At 58.9% G+C, this 18,535-nt stretch carries 13 protein-coding genes and 1 pseudogene; 3 read left to right on the forward strand and 11 right to left on the reverse strand.

All coding sequences use genetic code 11. From position 1 onward, the window contains the following. The coding region (gene malT / locus KHQ28_RS02380; protein ID WP_211777561.1) for an HTH-type transcriptional regulator MalT at positions 1 to 1,722 on the forward strand (1,722 nt) is incomplete at its 5' end. A gap of 15 nt (positions 1,723 to 1,737) precedes the next feature. Here malT and KHQ28_RS02385 read toward each other — a convergent pair. Genes KHQ28_RS02385 through glpE form a run of 3 tightly spaced genes read right to left on the reverse strand, consistent with a single transcriptional unit; the run spans position 1,738 to position 3,756 of the window. After that, a complete protein-coding gene (locus tag KHQ28_RS02385; RefSeq protein WP_002920548.1) occupies positions 1,738 to 2,496 on the reverse strand; it encodes a DeoR/GlpR family transcriptional regulator in 759 nt (252 codons plus the stop codon). Between the two features lie 49 nt (positions 2,497 to 2,545). Then, positions 2,546 to 3,376, reverse strand: coding sequence for a rhomboid family intramembrane serine protease GlpG (gene glpG / locus KHQ28_RS02390; protein ID WP_004151408.1), 831 nt, complete (start codon positions 3,374 to 3,376; stop codon positions 2,546 to 2,548). 50 nt (positions 3,377 to 3,426) lie between these two features. After that, positions 3,427 to 3,756 carry a thiosulfate sulfurtransferase GlpE gene (glpE, locus tag KHQ28_RS02395; protein ID WP_002920552.1) on the reverse strand — a complete coding sequence of 110 codons (330 nt, stop codon included), beginning with the start codon at positions 3,754 to 3,756 and terminating at the stop codon, positions 3,427 to 3,429. Positions 3,757 to 3,960: 204 nt separating this feature from the next. On the opposite strand from glpE, the gene glpD reads away from it, so the two are divergent. Beyond that, a complete protein-coding gene (glpD, locus tag KHQ28_RS02400; protein ID WP_032418308.1) occupies positions 3,961 to 5,469 on the forward strand; it encodes a glycerol-3-phosphate dehydrogenase in 1,509 nt (502 codons plus the stop codon). A gap of 88 nt (positions 5,470 to 5,557) precedes the next feature. Here the strand turns inward: glpD and glgP are convergent, their stop codons facing one another. The 6 genes and pseudogenes from glgP to asd all read right to left on the reverse strand — a co-directional run bounded on the left by glgP (position 5,558) and on the right by asd (position 16,131). Then, positions 5,558 to 8,005 (reverse strand): glycogen phosphorylase, encoded by a 2,448-nt coding sequence (glgP, locus tag KHQ28_RS02405; RefSeq protein ID WP_002920561.1) that lies wholly within the window; start codon positions 8,003 to 8,005, stop codon positions 5,558 to 5,560. A 17-nt stretch (positions 8,006 to 8,022) separates the two neighbouring features. Beyond that, positions 8,023 to 9,251, reverse strand: a pseudogene (gene glgA, locus KHQ28_RS02410) (glycogen synthase GlgA). Further along, entirely contained in the window at positions 9,251 to 10,546 is a 1,296-nt protein-coding gene (gene glgC, locus KHQ28_RS02415; RefSeq protein ID WP_002920566.1) for a glucose-1-phosphate adenylyltransferase, read from the reverse strand. The pseudogene glgA and the gene glgC overlap by 1 nt, the downstream one beginning before the upstream one ends. Positions 10,547 to 10,626: 80 nt before the next feature. After that, positions 10,627 to 12,603 carry a glycogen debranching protein GlgX gene (gene glgX / locus KHQ28_RS02420; RefSeq protein WP_032418307.1) on the reverse strand — a complete coding sequence of 659 codons (1,977 nt, stop codon included), beginning with the start codon at positions 12,601 to 12,603 and terminating at the stop codon, positions 10,627 to 10,629. Further along, positions 12,600 to 14,786 (reverse strand): 1,4-alpha-glucan branching enzyme, encoded by a 2,187-nt coding sequence (gene glgB, locus KHQ28_RS02425; RefSeq protein WP_032418306.1) that lies wholly within the window; start codon positions 14,784 to 14,786, stop codon positions 12,600 to 12,602. The genes glgX and glgB overlap by 4 nt, the downstream gene beginning before the upstream one ends. A 238-nt stretch (positions 14,787 to 15,024) precedes the next feature. Further along, positions 15,025 to 16,131 carry an aspartate-semialdehyde dehydrogenase gene (gene asd, locus KHQ28_RS02430; RefSeq protein ID WP_032418305.1) on the reverse strand — a complete coding sequence of 369 codons (1,107 nt, stop codon included), beginning with the start codon at positions 16,129 to 16,131 and terminating at the stop codon, positions 15,025 to 15,027. Positions 16,132 to 16,234: 103 nt separating this feature from the next. Here asd and KHQ28_RS02435 point away from each other — a divergent pair, with 103 nt between their 5' ends. Next, complete coding sequence (locus KHQ28_RS02435; protein ID WP_020325126.1) at positions 16,235 to 16,597, forward strand: hypothetical protein; 363 nt, start codon at positions 16,235 to 16,237, stop codon at positions 16,595 to 16,597. Here KHQ28_RS02435 and gntU read toward each other — a convergent pair. Next, on the reverse strand, positions 16,594 to 17,934 hold the full coding sequence (gene gntU / locus KHQ28_RS02440) for a gluconate transporter (protein ID WP_002920773.1): 1,341 nt from the start codon (positions 17,932 to 17,934) through the stop codon (positions 16,594 to 16,596). The genes KHQ28_RS02435 and gntU overlap by 4 nt on opposite strands. After that, a complete protein-coding gene (gene gntK, locus KHQ28_RS02445; protein WP_002920775.1) occupies positions 17,934 to 18,464 on the reverse strand; it encodes a gluconokinase in 531 nt (176 codons plus the stop codon). Before gntK ends, gntU begins: the two co-directional genes overlap by 1 nt. Positions 18,465 to 18,535 lie beyond the last annotated feature (71 nt).

Below are 18,535 nucleotides of genomic sequence, written 5' to 3' on the forward strand. Positions count from 1 at the left end.
CGCCAGCGCTGTCAGTGGGAGCTGGCGGTTGAACTACCGGAGATCCACCGCGCCGCGGCGGAAAGCTGGATGGCGCAAGGTTTCCCCAGCGAGGCCATCCACCATGCGCTGGCGGCCGGCGATGCCAAAATGCTGCGCGATATCTTGCTCAATCATGCCTGGGGCATGTTTAACCATAGCGAGCTGGGGCTACTGGAGCAGTCGCTGGCGGCGCTGCCATGGTCCAATCTGCTGGAAAATCCGCGCCTGATCCTGCTCCAGGCCTGGCTGATGCAGAGCCAGCATCGCTACAGCGAAGTCAATACCCTGCTGGCGCGCGCCGAGCAGGAGATGAGTGTGGAAATGGACACCGCGATGCATGGCGACTTCAACGCGCTGCGCGCGCAGGTGGCGATTAACGATGGCGACCAGGACGAGGCGGAACGTCTGTCAATGGTGGCCCTGGAAGAGCTGCCGCTGGCCAACTATTACAGCCGCATCGTCGCTACATCGGTGCATGGCGAAGTTCTCCATTGTAAGGGGAAGCTGACCAAATCCCTCGCCGTGATGCAGCAGACCGAACAGATGGCCCGCCGTCACGACGTATGGCATTACGCCCTGTGGAGCATCATTCAGCAAAGCGAAATCCTCTTCGCCCAGGGCTTCCTGCAGGCCGCCTGGGAGAGCCAGGAGAAAGCCTTCCAGCTGGTACGCGAACAGCATCTTGAGCAGTTGCCGATGCATGAGTTCCTGCTGCGCATCCGTTCTCAGCTGCTGTGGGCATGGGCGCGCCTCGACGAGGCTGAAGCTTGCGCCCGCCAGGGGATGGACGTGCTCTCCACCTATCAGCCGCAGCAGCAGCTGCAGTGCCTGGCGCTGATGGTCCAGTGCTCACTGGCGCGCGGCGATCTGGATAATGCCCGTAGCCACCTGAACCGGCTGGAAAACCTGCTCGGTAATGGTCACTATCACAGCGACTGGGTCTCCAACGCCGATAAGGTGCGAGTGATCTACTGGCAGATGACCGGTGATAAAACCGCGGCGGCCAACTGGCTGCGCCAGACGCCAAAGCCGGAGTTCGCCAACAACCACTTCCTGCAGAGCCAGTGGCGCAACATTGCCCGGGCGCAGATCCTGCTGGGCGACTTCGAACCGGCGGAAATGGTGCTGGAAGAGCTGAACGAAAATGCGCGTTCGCTGCGTTTGATGAGCGATCTCAACCGCAACCTGCTGCTGCTCAACCAGCTGTACTGGCAGTCGGGACGCAAGAGCGAAGCGCAGAAAGCCCTGCTGGAAGCCCTGACGCTCGCCAACCGCACCGGTTTTATCAACCACTTTGTGATTGAAGGCGAGGCGATGGCCCAGCAGCTGCGCCAGCTGATCCAGTTGAACACGTTGCCGGAGCTGGAGCAGCATCGCGCCCAGCGTATTCTGCGCGACATCAACCAGCATCATCGCCACAAATTCGCCCACTTTGACGAAGGGTTCGTCGAGCGACTGCTGAATCATCCGGAGGTGCCGGAGCTTATCCGCACCAGCCCGCTGACCCAGCGCGAGTGGCAGGTGCTTGGCTTAATCTATTCCGGTTACAGCAACGAGCAGATTGCCGGCGAGCTTGACGTGGCGGCCACCACCATCAAGACCCACATTCGCAACCTGTATCAGAAACTGGGCGTCGCCCACCGGCAGGACGCGGTACAGCATGCCCAGCAGTTACTTAAGATGATGGGATACGGCGTCTGACGACGCCGTTGCCGTTTAGCACAGCTCCAGCTGAAGGTTGTTATCAGTGATCACCTTCAGCACGCCGGCCGGCGGCAGCACGTCGGTATAGACCGCATCGACCATACTGATGCTGCCCATGTTGACCATCGCATTGCGGCCAAACTTGGTATGGTCCACCACCAGCATCACGTGGCGTGAATTCTCAATGATCGCCCGCTTGGTGCGCACTTCATGATAATCAAACTCCAGCAGCGAGCCATCGCTGTCTACGCCGCTGATGCCGAGAATGCCGAAGTCGAGGCGGAACTGCGAGATAAAGTCGAGGGTGGCTTCCCCGATGATCCCGCCGTCCCGGCTACGCAGTTCGCCGCCGGCGAGAATAATGCGGAAGTCCTCTTTCACCATCAGCGTGTTGGCGACGTTAAGGTTATTGGTCACAATCCGCAGATCGTTGTGATCGAGCAGGGCGTGCGCCACCGCTTCCGGCGTGGTGCCGATATCAATAAACAGCGTCGCCCCGTCCGGGATCTCGCTGGCCACCCGCCGGGCGATACGCTCTTTCTCCGCCGTCTGGGTCGCTTTGCGATCGTGCCAGGAGGTGTTCACCGAGCTGGAGGGCAGCGCCGCGCCGCCGTGATGGCGGAGGATCATTTTCTGTTCGGCTAAATCGTTCAGGTCGCGGCGGATGGTCTGCGGGCTTACCGCGAACTGCTCAACCAGCTCTTCCGTGCTGACGTAACCCTGTTTTTTTACCAGCTCGATAATGGCGTCATGACGTTGTGTTTGTTTCATGAAATATCCCTGGAAAAATGTCGCCTACCCGACCCCTGTCGGTAAGTCTTTATGCGCGTTTTCGCCCATGTAAGGTATCAACAAACGCCATCGCCAGGCCGGTCGCCAGACCAGCCACGTGCGCGCCGTTGGCGATCGCCATGCCGAAAACGTCAAACCAGCCAGCAATTAACCACACTAAAGAGAAGAGTATCAACCCGCGCTGCAGATAAATACCGCTCTGCGGATCGCGCTCGCCCCGCAGCCAGACGTAGCCCATCAGCGCGTAGACCACGCCCGACAAGCCACCAAACCACGGGCCGCTAAACTGGTGCTGCACGAAGCCGCTCAGCAGAGCGCTGATGACGGTGATCACCACCAGCTTGCCGCTGCCGATGCGCTTTTCCACCGCGCCGCCAAGATACCACCACCATAGCAGGTTGAAGAGAATATGCATCAGCGAGAAATGCATGAAAGCATGGCTGAAATAGCGCCAGGCTTCGAACTGCAGCGAAGGATCGTAGGGCCAGGCCAGCCAAATCATCACCGGCTGATCGCCCAGCAGATTTTGCAGGATGAACACCGCGATGCAGATCAGCAGAATCGCCCAGGTGAACGGACCGGCGTTATGCCGCAGCGTGGCAAAGAAAGGAAAGCGCTGATAGCGCAACCCGCTATTGGTCTGTCCGGACTGCCAGCTCGCCGCAAGATAGCGCGGGTCCGCCGGGTTTTCGAGAAAACGCGCCAGCTCAGCCCTGACGCGCCCGGCCTGACTCTCATCAGCCAGCCAGACGTCGCTCTGGGTATGCTGCTGGATGGTCAGGATAATCCCCTGCGTCGCCATATAATCGACAAACGCCTGGGCCACCCGCGGGTTGGCAAAAGAGGTAATCATTAACATGCAGCGAATCGCTTATTCCACACAAAGGGGGATAGTATACCTGCCAGTCGTTAAAACGTCCCGCGCGCCACTTCCGCCGGGAAATGGCGATGCCAGGCGTCGAACCCGCCGTCAACGCTATAGACCTTATCAAACCCCTGCTGCAGCAGATATTGCGCGGCGCCCTTGCTGCTGTTGCCGTGATAGCACATCACCATCACCGCCGTGTCAAAGTCGTTGTCACGCATAAACGCGCCCAGCGTATCGTTGGTCAGATGAAACGCGCCCGGCGTATGACCCATCGCATAGCTTTGCGGATCGCGGATATCGACCAGTACCGCCGTCTGCTGATGCAGTTTCTGGTGCGCTTCTTCAACATTGATGCATTCAAACTGTTCCATGATTCTCTTCTCTTTCTTGTCATGACGGGCGATGGCCGGCCCAATTTTACCCTGTAGTGTACCGTCAGGCGGTAAAGAAACGCCAATATGTTACACCCATCACTTCAAAATGTTTTTTTGATGTTACCAAAAGCGCGTTTGTTTGCTATAGTGAGCGATATCGAGCATTTATGAGCTTAAACGAAAGTGTGAGAGGGTAAGAACGTGGAAACCAAAGATCTGATTGTGATAGGCGGAGGCATCAACGGTGCCGGTATCGCGGCAGATGCCGCCGGGCGTGGTTTATCCGTACTGATGCTGGAAGCGCGCGATCTCGCCTGCGCCACCTCCAGCGCCAGTTCCAAACTGATCCACGGCGGGCTACGCTACCTCGAACACTATGAGTTCCGTCTGGTCAGCGAAGCGCTGGCCGAGCGTGAAGTGCTGTTAAAAATGGCCCCGCATATCGCCTTCCCGATGCGCTTTCGCCTACCGCATCGCCCGCATCTGCGCCCGGCATGGATGATCCGTATCGGCTTGTTTATGTACGATCATCTGGGCAAACGCACCAGCCTCCCGGGATCCACCGGGTTGCGTTTTGGCGCAGAATCGGTACTTAAACCGGAAATTGTGCGCGGTTTCGAATATTCCGACTGCTGGGTCGACGATGCCCGCCTGGTGCTGGCCAACGCGCAGATGGTCGTCCGCAAAGGCGGCGAAGTGCGTACCCGCACCCGCGCTATCTCGGCGAAACGTGAGAATGGCCTGTGGGTGGTGGAAGCGGAAGATATTGATAGCGGTGAGAAGTTTACCTGGAAGGCGCGCGGCCTGGTCAATGCCACCGGCCCATGGGTCAAACAGTTCTTCGACGAAGGGATGCATCTGCGCTCGCCTTACGGCATCCGTCTGATCAAGGGCAGCCACATCGTGGTGCCGCGGGTGCATACCCAGAAACAGGCTTATATTCTGCAGAACGAAGATAAACGCATAGTGTTTGTTATTCCGTGGATGGATGAGTTCTCTATCATCGGCACGACGGACGTCGAGTATAAGGGCGATCCGAAAGCGGTGGCCATTGATGATAAAGAGATCAACTATCTGCTGAACGTCTATAACGCGCACTTTAAAAAGACCCTCAGCCGGGACGATATCGTCTGGACCTACTCCGGCGTCCGTCCGCTGTGCGACGACGAGTCGGATTCGCCGCAGGCCATTACCCGCGACTATACCCTGGATATTCACGATGAAAACGGTCAGGCGCCGCTGCTGTCCGTCTTCGGCGGCAAGCTGACCACCTATCGCAAACTGGCCGAGCATGCACTGGAAAAACTGAGCCCCTATTACAAAGGGATCGGCCCGGCATGGACCAAAACCGCGGTGCTCCCCGGCGGCGATATCGGCGGCGACCGCGACGACTACGCGGCAAAACTGCGCCGTCGCTTCCCGTTCATCAGTGAATCACTGGCCCGCCATTATGCTCGCACCTACGGGAGCAACAGCGAGTGGATCCTGAAGGAAGCCAGCGCCCTGAGCGATCTCGGGGAAGATTTCGGCCACGAGTTTTATGAAGCCGAGCTGAAATATCTGGTGGAGCACGAGTGGGTGCGCAGCCTGGATGACGCCATCTGGCGTCGTACCAAACAGGGCATGTGGCTGACTGCCGAGCAGCAGGCGCGCATCAGCGAATGGCTGGCGCAGCATGCGGGAAAGTCTGAACTGTCGTTAGCGTCGTAACGCTGCCGGCGGAAACGCCTGAGGCCAGGTTCAACCGCAATAATCAAACAACGGGGTCAAATGGCCCCGTTGTGTTGCGTTGACTGGCTTACAGCCTTACCGGGTCGATATGCCAGATATATTTCGCGTACTCCTGGATCGTCCGGTCAGAAGAGAAGTAGCCCATGTTGGCAATATTCAACATTGCCTTATAAGCCCACTCTTCCGGGTTTTGATACAGCTCGTCGACGCGATCCTGGCAGTCCACATAGCTACGATAGTCCGCCAGAACCTGGTAGTGGTCGCCAAAGTTAATCAGCGAATCCAGCAGGTCGCGGTAGCGCCCCGGTTCCGCCGGGCTGAAGACGCCGGTACCGATCTGCGTCAGCGCCTGGTGAAGCTCTTCATCCTGCTCGTAGTATTCGCGTGGTTTATAGCCGCTGCGACGCAGCTCCTCCACCTCTTCCGCGGTGTTGCCGAAGATAAAGATATTCTCTTCGCCCACGTGCTCCTGCATCTCCACGTTTGCCCCATCAAGGGTGCCGATAGTCAGCGCGCCGTTAAGGGCAAACTTCATATTACTGGTGCCGGAAGCTTCAGTGCCTGCGAGGGAGATCTGTTCCGACAGATCTGCCGCCGGAATGATCAGCTGCGCCAGACTAACGCTGTAGTTGGGGATAAAGACGACCTTCAGCTTGTCGCCAATCTGCGGATCGTTATTGATCACCGCCGCCACATCGTTGATCAGGTGAATAATGTGCTTGGCCATATAGTAGGCCGAGGCCGCCTTACCGGCGAAAATATTCACCCGCGGCACCCACTCGGCCTGCGGATCGGCCTTGATCCGGTTATAGCGGGTGATGACGTGCAGCACATTCATTAGCTGCCGTTTGTATTCATGGATACGTTTGATCTGCACATCAAACAGCGCCTTCGGATTGACCACCACATTGAGCTGTTGAGCAATATAGCTGGCCAGCCGCTGTTTGTTCTCAAACTTGGCCTGACGCACCGCCTGATTGACCATCGGGTAGTCGATATGCTGTTTCAGCTCATCAAGCTGACTCAGATCGGTCCGCCAGGTGCGGCCGATATGCTCATCCAGCACTTTCGACAGCGGCGGGTTGGCCAGCGCCAGCCAGCGGCGCGGCGTCACACCGTTGGTCACGTTGATAAAGCGCATTGGGAAGATTTTGGCGAATTCGGCAAACAGTGACTCCACCATCAGTCGGGAATGCAGCTCGGACACCCCGTTGACCTTGTGGCTGACCACTACCGCCAGCCAGGCCATCCGCACACGGCGGCCGTTAGACTCGTCGATAATCGAGGTGCGGCTGAGGAGGTCGGTATCGTTCGGATACTGCTCCTGCAAGGTCTTGAGGAAATAGTCGTTAATCTCGAAGATAATTTGCAGATGGCGCGGCAGAATTTTACCCAGCATATCCACCGGCCAGGTCTCGAGCGCTTCGCTCATCAGGGTGTGGTTGGTATAGGAGAAGACCTGACAGGTCACCTCGAACGCCTCGTCCCAGCTGAACTTATGTTCGTCGATAAGCAGACGCATCAGCTCCGGTATCGACAGCACCGGGTGGGTGTCATTCAGGTGAATGGCAATCTTGTCCGCCAGGTTGTCATAGGTCTTATGCAACATGTAATGGCGACTCAGGATATCCTGCACCGTGGCCGACACGAGGAAATACTCCTGGCGCAGGCGCAGCTCGCGGCCGGAGTAGGTCGAGTCGTCCGGATAGAGCACGCGGGAGACGTTTTCGGAGTGGTTTTTATCCTCTACCGCGGCGAAGTAGTCGCCCTGGTTGAATTTACCGAGGTTAATTTCGCTGCTGGCCTGCGCGCTCCACAGACGCAGCGTGTTGGTGGCGTCGGTGTCAAAGCCGGGGATGATCTGGTCGTAGGCTTCCGCAATGATCTCCTCCGTCTCAATCCAGCGGGTTTTCTTTCCTTCCTGCTGAATGCGGCCGCCGAAGCGCACTTTATAGCGGGTGTTGTGGCGCTCAAACTCCCACGGGTTACCGTACTCCAGCCAGTAGTCAGGAGACTCTTTTTGTCGGCCATCGACAATATTCTGTTTAAACATCCCGTAGTCGTAGCGGATGCCGTAACCGCGTCCCGGCAGACCCAGCGCCGCCAGGGAGTCAAGGAAGCAAGCCGCCAGGCGGCCCAGACCGCCGTTGCCAAGCCCGGGGTCATTCTCTTCATCGATCAGCTCTTCGAGATCGAGCCCCATCTCCGCCAGCGCGCTGCTCACATCGTCATAAATGCCCAGCGACAGCAGCGCATTCGAGAGGGTGCGGCCGATCAGAAACTCCATCGACAGATAGTACACCTGGCGCACTTCCTGGGAGAGCTGCGCGCGGTTGGAGCGCAGCCAGCGCTCCACCATGCGATCGCGAACGGCAAACAGCGTGGCGTTAAGCCATTCATGCTTGTTGGCGATGGCCGGATCTTTACCGATGATAAACATCAGTTTATAGGCAATAGAATGCTTTAACGCCTCAACGCTCAGCGTCGGTGATGCATAGCTAAAGGGTACATTCATAACAATGACTCCAGTGGTTACATCAAGCGTTGATAAAGTTCGCGATAGGAGTTCGCGGCAACCTGCCAGCTAAAATCCATATTCATCGCCTGACGCTGCACGTAGCGCCAGAGCGACGGGCGCGACCAGAGGACAAAGGCGCGACGGATAGCGCGCAGCAATGACAGCGCATTGCTGTCCTCAAAGACAAACCCTGTCGCCAGACCATCGGCCAGATTCTCCAGCGAACTGTCAGCGACGGTGTCCGCCAGACCGCCGGTGCGGCGCACCAGCGGCAGCGNNCGCCCTGCTCAAGCAGACCCGGCAGCGCTTCAAGCACCAGGTCCAGCCCTTTCTGGCTGGTAAGACGGCTGACGACGGCAAACAACGGCGCTTTATCATCGACCTTCAGGCCCATGGCAATCTGCAGCTGACGCTTGTTCTCCGCCTTCTCCTCCAGCGTGTCGCGATCGTAGCGCATCGGCAGCAGCAGATCGTTTTGCGGGCTCCAGATACCGTCGTCAACGCCGTTGAGAATTCCCGACAGCCGACCTTCATGATGGCGCTGGCGCAGCAGCCCCTCCATGCCGTAGGCGTACTGCGGCTCGGTGATCTCGCGCGCGTAGGTCGGGCTCACCGCCGTAATATGGTCGGCGTAGTAGAGGCCGGCCTTGAGAAACGAGATCTGCCCGTTAAACTCGAGGCCATGCATGTTATAGAACGACCAAGGCAGCTCAATGTCATTCATATGCCAGGAGTAAAACATCCCCTGGTACGCCAGGTTGTGCACGGTAAACACCGATTTAGCCGGGCGTCCGCGCGCCGCCAGGTAGGCCGGCGTCAGGCCGGCGTGCCAGTCATGGGCATGCACCACATCCGGGCGCCAGAACGGATCCAGTCCGCTGGCCATTTCACTTCCCACCCAGCCCAGCAGCGCAAAGCGCAGGACGTTGTCGGGATAAGCGTGCTGGTTGGTATCGTGGTAAGGGCTCCCCGGACGGTCATAGAGATGCGGGGCGTCTATCAGGTAGATCCCCACGCCGTTAAAGTGGCCGTACAGCAGCGTGATCCGCCCGGCGAAGGTATCCCGGCGGGTCACCACCTGGGCATCCACCACGCCGCGACGGATATCGGGAAACGCCGGCAACAGCACGCGCGTATCGATACCCTCCGCGATTTGCGCCGCCGGCAGTGCGCCGATGACGTCCGCCAGACCGCCCGTCTTTAACAGCGGGAACATCTCAGAACATACATGTAAGACCTGCATTAGCGCTCCTGTTTGTGCCCTAATTTCCGCAGCATGTCGCGGGTCACCAGCACGATACCTTCCTCTGAGCGATAGAAGCGGCGTGCATCCTCTTCCGCATTCTCACCAATCACCATTCCTTCCGGGATAACACAGGCGCGGTCAATCACGCAGCGACGCAGGCGGCATGAGCGCCCCACCCAGACATCTGGCAACAAGACTGCCGAATCAATGTTACAGAACGAATTCACCCGCACGCGCGGGAACAGCACCGACTGCACCACCACCGACCCGGAGATAATGCACCCCCCGGAAACCAGCGAGTTCAGGGTCATGCCGTGGCTACCGGAGCGGTCCTGCACGAACTTCGCCGGCGGCAGCGATTCCATATGGGTGCGGATCGGCCAGTTCTGGTCGTACATATCCAGCTCCGGCGTGACTGACGCCAGATCGAGGTTAGCCTTCCAGTAGGCTTCCAGCGTCCCCACGTCGCGCCAGTAAGGTTCGGCGTTCGGGTCGGACTGCACGCAGGAGAGCGGGAAAGGATGTGCATAAGCCATGCCAGCTTCGGTGATCTTCGGAATGATGTCTTTGCCGAAATCGTGGCTGGAGTTCTCGTTGCGATCGTCTTCTTCCAGCAGCTCATAAAGATAGGCGGCGTCAAAGACATAAATGCCCATGCTGGCCAGCGATTTGGTCGGGTCGGTCGGCATCGCCGGCGGGTTGGCGGGTTTCTCGACAAACTCAATGATTTTTTCGTTTTCGTCGACCGCCATGACGCCGAAGGCGGATGCCTCTTCAATGGGCACCGGCATGCAGGCCACGGTGCAACGCGCCCCTTTTTCGACATGGTCGATCAGCATGCGCGAGTAGTCCTGCTTATAAATATGGTCGCCCGCGAGGATCACCACGTACTCGGCCTTGTAGCGGCTGATGATATCCAGGTTCTGCGTCACCGCATCCGCCGTGCCGCGATACCAATTTTCGCCATGCACGCGCTGCTGAGCCGGCAGCAGATCGACAAACTCGTTCATCTCTTCGCTGAAGAACGACCAGCCGCGCTGGATGTGCTGCACCAGCGTGTGCGACTGATACTGGGTAATAACGCCGATGCGGCGGATCCCTGAGTTAATGCAGTTAGATAATGCGAAATCGATAATACGGAACTTGCCGCCAAAGTGAACGGCAGGTTTCGCACGCTTAATGGTGAGATCCTTCAGCCGGGTGCCACGCCCGCCCGCGAGGATCAACGCCACGGATTTGATGGGTAATTGACGCGCCAGCATCAGCGGATCGTTTTTTTCAAGCCTAACCATGATTAACTCCTTTTTACACCCCCGCTTTCCAGCTCATCCCGCCGCGCCGCCGCCACGGGTCCAACCGAAAGCTTCAGGGCTTACGACCTTTGAAATACGCACACTCCGTGCGCGGGCCCATGCCAGACAGCCATGATGACCGGATTATCCTCTCCGGCGAATGGAGGAACGGCGCGCCATTCCCCCTCGGGTAAAACCATATCCACCACCTCTGCGGTGGCGTTCAGCGTGAGCAGCCAGCGATCCGACAACTGGATCTGCATACACGCGGCCCCCTGCTGCCACTCCGCGGCAGTCAGGGGCTGGGCGTTGCGATTAAGCCAGCGGACGTTGCCATCCCCCTCCTGCCACCAGCGGTTGCGGGTGAGCGCCGGAATACGACGCCGCAGGTGGATCAGCGCCGCGGTAAAGGCGGTTAATCCCGGGTTCGCCTGGCGCCAGTCCAGCCACGTCAGGGCGTTGTCCTGGCAGTAAGCATTATTGTTACCGTGCTGGCTGTGGCCCTGTTCATCGCCCGCCAGCAGCATTGGCGTCCCCTGAGCCAGCAGCAGCGTCGTCAGCAGCGCATGCGCGCTGGCGCGCCGCCGTTCAATCACCGCAAAATTCGCTTCTAATCCTTCTATACCATGATTGTTGCTGTAGTTATTGTTAGTCCCATCGCGATTCTCCTCCCCGTTTGCCTCATTGTGTTTCTGATTGAAACAAACGCAGTCGCGCAGCGTGAAGCCATCGTGGGCCGTCACCAGGTTGACCGTCGCCGATGGCGGCTTGCCATCGCGGGCAAAGAGATCGCTGGAGGCCGCGAAACGTTGCGCAAAATCCCCCAGGGAGACATTTTGCTGTAGCCAGAAGCGTCGGGCGCTATCGCGAAAATGGTCATTCCATTCAGCGAACAGCGGTGGGAAATTACCCACCTGATAGCCGCCCGGGCCGATATCCCAAGGTTCCGCAATCAGTTTCACCTGCGACAGCACGCTGTCGCGGCGGATAGCCTCGAACAGCGGCGCATCCTGGCGGAATTCCGGCGTCCGCCCCATCACTGAGGCGAGGTCGAAGCGAAAGCCGTCGACATGGCACTCATCCACCCAAAAGCGCAAACACTGGCGCGCCCACTCCACCACGCCGGGGTGGCTAAGATTGAGCGTATTACCGCACCCGGTCCAGTTGTGATAATCGCCATCCCCCCTTACCCAATAATAGCTACGGTTGTCGATTCCGCGCAGGGAGACGGTGGGCCCTTCGAGATCGATTTCCGCACTATGGTTGAGCACGATATCCAGAATCACTTCGATACCGGCGGCGTGCAGCGCCTTAACCGCATCGCGAAACTCATCGAGGGCGCGATCCGGGTCGCTGGCGTAGCGCGGATCCAGCGCGAACCACGCCAACGGGTTGTAGCCCCAGTAGTTGCTTAACCCCATCCGCTGCAGTCGCGGCTCGCTGGCGAACTGCGCCACCGGCAACAGCTCAAGGGCGCTGATGCCCAGCGATTTGAAGTAAGCGATCATCGCCGGGTGGCCCAGCGCTTTATAGGTTCCGCGAATGGCTTCCGGTAGCTGCGGATTAAGCAAGGTGAGCCCTTTCACGTGCGCTTCATAAATCACCGTTTCCCCCCATGGGGTACGCGGCGGTTTATCGCCACGCCAGTCATAGCGCAGATCCACCACCTGCGATTTTGGCGCGACCGCGGCGCTGTCGCGGCGATCGGGCTGCCACATGCCGCCGTGCAGGCGCTCATCGTCAGGCAGATCGCCCTCGACCCTGTGGGCGCTGGGATCGATCAACAGCTTGGCCGGGTTAAAGCGGTGCCCCTGCGCCGGGTCCCAGGGACCATGTACCCGATAGCCGTAGCGCAGGCCCGGCCCGGCGGCGGCCAGCCAGCCGTGCCAGATATCGCCGCTGCGCGCCGGGAGATCGAAGCGTTGCTCGTTGCCCTGCTCGTCGAATACGCACAGCTCCACTCGCTCCGCATGGGCGGAGAAGAGGGCGAAATTCACCCCCTTGCCGTCATAGCTGGCGCCCAATGGCGCAGGTTTGCCTGCCGCGAGTGAGGTCATTGCGCCTCCCGGACCAGCCAGATCGTCGCCAGCGGGGGCAGGGTCAGCGACAGCGAATGCTCGCGGCCATGACTGGCGATAGCGTCGCTTTCCACCACGCCGCCATTGCCCTGATTGCTGCCGTGATAGTGCATGGAGTCGGTATTTAGCGCCTCGCGCCAGCGGCCCGGCTGGTTAATGCCGAAGCGGTAGTCGTGGCGCGGCACCGGCGTGAAGTTGCTGGCGACGATAATCTCGTTGCCAGCCCGGTCACGGCGTACAAAGACAAACACCGAGCGCTCATGGTCGTCGACCACCAGCCATTCGAAGCCGTAGGGGTCAAAATCCAGCTCGTGCAGCGCTTTATGATGACGGTAGGTATGGTTCAGGTCGCGCACCAGCCGCTGGACGCCGTGGTGCCAGTTGTCGCCGCCCTCCAGCAGATGCCAGTCGAGGCTAACGTCATGGTTCCACTCGCGGCCCTGAGCGAACTCATTGCCCATAAACAGCAGCTTTTTCCCCGGGAAGGCGAACAGCCAGCCGTAGTAGGCGCGCAGGTTGGCGAACTTCTGCCAGGCATCGCCCGGCATGCGGTCGAGAATCGATTTTTTGCCGTGCACCACTTCATCGTGGGAGAGCGGCAGCACAAAATTCTCGGTGTAGTTGTAGAGCATGCCGAAGGTCATTTTGTCGTGATGGTAGCGGCGATGCACCGGATCGAGCTTCATGTAATCCAGGGTGTCGTGCATCCAGCCGAGGTTCCATTTGAACCAGAAACCGAGGCCGCCGCCGGCTGGCGGACGGGTCACCCCGGCAAAATCGGTGGACTCTTCCGCCATGGTGACCGCGCCCGGCGTCTGTTCGCCAAGGATGCGGTTGGTGTTGCGCAGAAACTCAATGGCTTCCAGATTCTCCCGCCCGCCGTATTCGTTGGGGATCCACTCTCCCGCCTTGCGGCTGTAATCGCGATAGATCATCGAGGCCACCGCGTCGACCCGCAGCGCATCGATGCCGAAGCGTTCGATCCAGTACAGCGCGTTACCCACCAGGTAGTTGCTGACTTCCCGACGTCCGTAGTTGTAGATCAGGGTATTCCAGTCCTGGTGATACCCCTCGCGCGGATCGCCGTGCTCATACAGCGAAGTGCCGTCAAACGAGGCAAGGGCAAAATCATCCGCCGGGAAGTGGCCGGGCACCCAGTCAAGAATGACGTTCAGCCCGGCGGCGTGCGCAGCATTGATAAAGTAACGGAAATCGTCGCGGGTGCCGAAGCGGCGGGTCGGCGCATAGAGCCCGGTGGGTTGATAGCCCCAGCTGCCGTCGAACGGGTGCTCGTTAACCGGCAATAGTTCGAGATGGGTGAAGCCCATCCATTTCGCATAGGGCACCAGCTGGTCGGCCAGCTCGCGGTAGCTCAGCCAGAAATTATTATCGGTATGACGGCGCCAGGAGCCGAGATGCACTTCATAGATAGAGATCGGGGCATCAAACTGGTTCGCCGCTCTGCGGTCCGCTGGCTGTTCCACTTTGGGCGGCAGGTCGCAGATAAGCGAGGCGCTTTCCGGACGCATTTGCGACTCAAAGGCGTAAGGGTCGGCTTTGACCCGCAGATTGCCGTGGGCGTCAATCAGTTCGAATTTATACAGCTGGCCATTGTGCGCGCCGGGAACGAACAGCTCCCAGATCCCGGACTCTTTGCGGAATCGCATCGGGTGGCGACGGCCATCCCAGTAGTTAAACTGCCCCACCACCGATACGCGGCGGGCGTTCGGCGCCCACACCGAGAAACGGGTACCGGTGACGCCGTCCATGGTGGCAGCGTGCGCGCCCAGCGTTTCGTAAGGGCGCAGGTGGGTCCCTTCCGACAGCAGCCAGACGTCAAGGTCCTGCAACAGCGGACCAAAGCGATAAGGGTCATCGATCAGATTCTGCTGCCCGTGCCAGGTGACGGCCAGCTGATAGCGAAAAGCATTTTTACGCCGCGGCAGGACGCCGCTGAAGAAACCACGCGAGTCGAGACATTCGAGCTTGCCGACTTTGCGTCCGGTTTTCGGTTCAATAACCCACACGTCGGTGGCATCGGGTAATAATGCGCGCACTTCCAGCCCGGCGTCAGTACGGTGCATGCCGAGCACGGAAAAGGGATCCGCGAAATGACCGGCGATTAGCGCATTAATCACGTCTCTATCAATATGATTAGACATGCTTTCATCCTGTTGTAAGTGTCGCTCATTCCTGTAACTGGCGACTTTTTTTGACCTGAACGGCGCAGTGCTCTCAGCATCCTCCTGCTCCGTCCCACCTTCAGGTAAGGAATTCCTTACTTAAAGCATAGCCAAGGCTGAGTTACCTCCGTGGGGAAAAATCTAACATCCGCGTTTACTCCTTGTATTACGCAAAAAAAAAGGGGGCTTGAAGACCCCCTTTCTGTTCATCCTGGGCTTACGCCAGCTGGCGAAGCATCCGGCGCAGCGGCTCCGCGGCGCCCCACAGCAGCTGGTCGCCAACGGTAAAGGCCGATAGATACTCCGGCCCCATATTCAGTTTACGCAGGCGTCCTACCGGGGTGGTCAGGGTGCCCGTCACCGCGGCTGGGGTCAGCTCGCGCATGGTAATCTCATGATCGTTCGGTACCACTTTGGCCCACGGGTTGTGCGCGGCCAGCAGCTCCTCAACGGTCGGGATAGAAACATCTTTCTTCAGCTTGATGGTAAACGCCTGGCTGTGGCAGCGCAGCGCGCCAACGCGAACGCAGAGGCCGTCTACCGGGATAACGGACGAGGTGGCGAGGATCTTGTTGGTCTCCGCCTGGCCTTTCCACTCTTCGCGGCTCTGACCGTTATCCAGCTGTTTGTCGATCCACGGGATCAGGCTGCCCGCCAGCGGTACGCCAAAGTTATCGACCGGCAGCTCGCCGCTGCGGGTCAGCGACGTCACTTTGCGCTCAATATCCAGGATGGCGGAAGCCGGGTCCGCCAGCTCCGCGGCCACATGATTATGCAGTTGCCCCATCTGGCTCAGCAGCTCGCGCATATGACGCGCGCCGCCGCCGGAAGCCGCCTGGTACGTCGCCACGCTGACCCACTCCACCAGATCCTGAGCAAACAGGCCGCCGAGGGACATCAGCATCAGGCTGACGGTGCAGTTGCCGCCGACAAAGGTTTTCACGCCGTTGTTCAGGCCGGCGGTGATCACATCCTGGTTAACCGGGTCGAGGATAATGATCGCATCGTCCTTCATGCGCAGCGAAGAAGCCGCGTCAATCCAGTAACCCTGCCAGCCGCTTGCGCGCAGCTTCGGGTAAATCTCGTTGGTGTAATCGCCGCCCTGGCACGTGACAATAATGTCCAGCGCCTTCAGAGCGTCCAGATCGAACGCATCCTGCAGCGTGCCACCGGTGCTACCGCCGAATGACGGCGCTGGCTGTCCCAGCTGGGAGGTAGAGAAGAACACCGGGCGAATGGCGTCGAAATCGCGCTCTTCAACCATGCGTTGCATGAGGACAGAGCCGACCATTCCGCGCCAGCCGATAAAACCAACATTTTTCATAACGTATTCCTGCGAGGTGTGTGCTGTTTGTGCCTGGCCAGTTTCCAACTGGATTATCCCTCACCTTACAAAATGCAGCTAAAGTCGCAAGTGAAATTAATCAATGATTGCTGAACAATCAGAAAAGCAACTTATCCTGCACATTGTCCACCGTCGCTGGTCGTCGTCAAAAGCGCAACGATTATCGGGGAAATCCCCCGGGGAATGGAATATTTTCCGTCGCTATTTTATTGATCCTGATTATGGATTAAGCGTGAAATCTGGTGCTTTTCCGCTTGCCAAAAAAAAGCGACAAACCCAGTCACAGCAAGGGCTGACGAGGGATACGAGCATCGTCGTAGCGCTAATAAGGGCCAATAGCTGGCAAGGAAAAGAGGGAAAAAGGGCGGCTTATTGCAAAGAAGCCAGGGTAAGCAGCGTTACCCTGGCTTTTTATTTCCCGCGAGCGGGAGATGAGCGGGCTTAGCTCAGCAGCTGGAAGGCGATCATACCGACAATCGCCCCGGTGGTGCCAAGGATGGTTTCCATCATGGTCCAGGTCTTCAGCGTCTGGGCTTCACTGGCGCCGGTAAATTTACCAAACAGCCAGAAGCCGGCGTCGTTCACGTGGCTTACCACAATCGAGCCGCCGGCGATACAGATAGACAATGCCGCCATCTGCGCGCCGCTGTAGTTCAGCTGCTCAATCACCGGCATCACCAGGCCGACCGCCGTCAGGCACGCCACGGTGGCAGAGCCCTGAATGATACGCACCGCCGCCGCCAGTACGAAGCAGGTAATAGCGATCGGCAGCCCCATTCCGGTCAGCGCTTCACCAAGCGCCGGGCCAACGCCTGAGTCAACCAGCACCTGCTTGAAGACGCCGCCAGCCCCGATCACCAGCAGAATAATCCCGGCCGGCTGCAGCGCGTGGCCGCAAATCTCCATCACCCGGTCTTTCGCCATTCCCTGACGTACCGCCAGACCGTAAATCGCCACCAGGCAGGCCACCAGGATCGCGGTGAACGGGTGGCCGATAAACTCGAACCATTCGTAGGCAGTGGAACCCACCGGCACAAAGCGCGCGGCGATGGTTTTCAGGCCAACCAGCACCAGCGGCAGCAGGATCAGCGCCAGGCTGAAGCCGAAGGAGGGCATCTTGCCTTCGCCGAGATGCGGTTCCGTGACGTCGTCAGGAATATGTAATTCGACGTAGCGGCTGATGAAGTTGCCCCATAGCGGACCGGCGATAATCATCCCCGGAATGGCCGCGCACAGGCCAATCAGGATCATCCAGCCAAAGTCGGCGTGCATTTGCGACGCCAGCAGCATCGGCGCCGGTCCAGGCAACAGAAACGCCGCGGCGGCGGCAACGCCGGCAAACAGCGGGATCACCAGCTTCACGAGGTTAGTACCGGTATGGCGCGCCATCGAGAAGGCGACGCTAATCAGCAGTACGATCGCCACTTCGAAGAACAGCGGCAGCGCGCAGATGAGACCGGCGAGACCAATCGCATAGTGCGCGCGATTGTGGCCAAAGGATTTGAGCATCTTGACGGCAATCTGATCGACCGCCCCCGTTTCATGCAGGATCTTACCGAACATCGCGCCGAGCGCGACGACGATCGCCAGGAAGCCCAGCGTACCGCCCATCCCTTTCTCCATCGTCGCCGCGATTTTATCCAGCGGCATGCCGGAGAAGAGACCGGCGCCAATAGAAACCACCATCAAAGCCACGAAGGCGTGCATTCGCGCCTTCATGACTAAAAACAGCAGCAGCAATACCGAGCCGACTGCTGTTAAAACAAGCGTTAAAGTACTCACTAGTGACTGCCTTTGTTGATCACCTCGATGGTGCTGGCCACCACGCCTTCCAGCGGCTGGTCGATATCGACGATAAGCACATCGCTCTCGTCGGCGCCTGGTTCCTGCAGCGTTTCAAACTGCGTCACCAACATTTGGGTTTTAAAGAAGTGCCCTTTACGCGCCTTCAGACGGCTTTCGATCACGTCGAAATCGCCTTTCAGGTAGATGAAGGAGAGGTTCGGGTTGCCCTTGCGCAGAATGTCGCGATAGCTCTTCTTCAGCGCCGAGCAGACGATCAGCGACACCTTGTTGGTACGCTGCATGGCGAACGCGGCGTCATTTAGCGCCTGCAGCCACGGCGTGCGGTCGTCATCGTTGAGCGGCTCGCCGGAGGCCATCTTGGTGATATTGCTGCGCGGATGGAGAAAGTCGCCGTCAAGAAACGCGGCATGCAGTTGATGCGCCACTTCGCTGGCGACAGCGGATTTTCCGCTGCCGGAAACGCCCATCAGGACATAGACGTGGTGATCATGGTTAGTCGTGCTCAAAGCGTCCTCCCACTGGACTGGTACGCCGCGCCGGGGCTGACTCATCCAGCGCGAAGGCGGCGTATCGGTTA

Source organism: Klebsiella sp. 28, assembly GCF_018223905.1.
Taxonomy (GTDB): Bacteria; Pseudomonadota; Gammaproteobacteria; order Enterobacterales; family Enterobacteriaceae; genus Klebsiella; species Klebsiella pneumoniae.

Coding starts and splice junctions, on each gene's coding strand:
- KHQ28_RS02385 (WP_002920548.1), bottom strand. CDS start 2,496: ATGAAACAAACACAACGTCATGACGCCATTATCGAGCTGGTAAAAAAA.
- glgX (WP_032418307.1), bottom strand. CDS start 12,603: ATGACCTCACTCGCGGCAGGCAAACCTGCGCCATTGGGCGCCAGCTAT.
- asd (WP_032418305.1), bottom strand. CDS start 16,131: ATGAAAAATGTTGGTTTTATCGGCTGGCGCGGAATGGTCGGCTCTGTC.
- glgC (WP_002920566.1), bottom strand. CDS start 10,546: ATGGTTAGGCTTGAAAAAAACGATCCGCTGATGCTGGCGCGTCAATTA.
- glpE (WP_002920552.1), bottom strand. CDS start 3,756: ATGGAACAGTTTGAATGCATCAATGTTGAAGAAGCGCACCAGAAACTG.
- glpG (WP_004151408.1), bottom strand. CDS start 3,376: ATGTTAATGATTACCTCTTTTGCCAACCCGCGGGTGGCCCAGGCGTTT.
- KHQ28_RS02435 (WP_020325126.1), top strand. CDS start 16,235: ATGATTGCTGAACAATCAGAAAAGCAACTTATCCTGCACATTGTCCAC.
- glgB (WP_032418306.1), bottom strand. CDS start 14,786: ATGTCTAATCATATTGATAGAGACGTGATTAATGCGCTAATCGCCGGT.
- glgP (WP_002920561.1), bottom strand. CDS start 8,005: ATGAATGTACCCTTTAGCTATGCATCACCGACGCTGAGCGTTGAGGCG.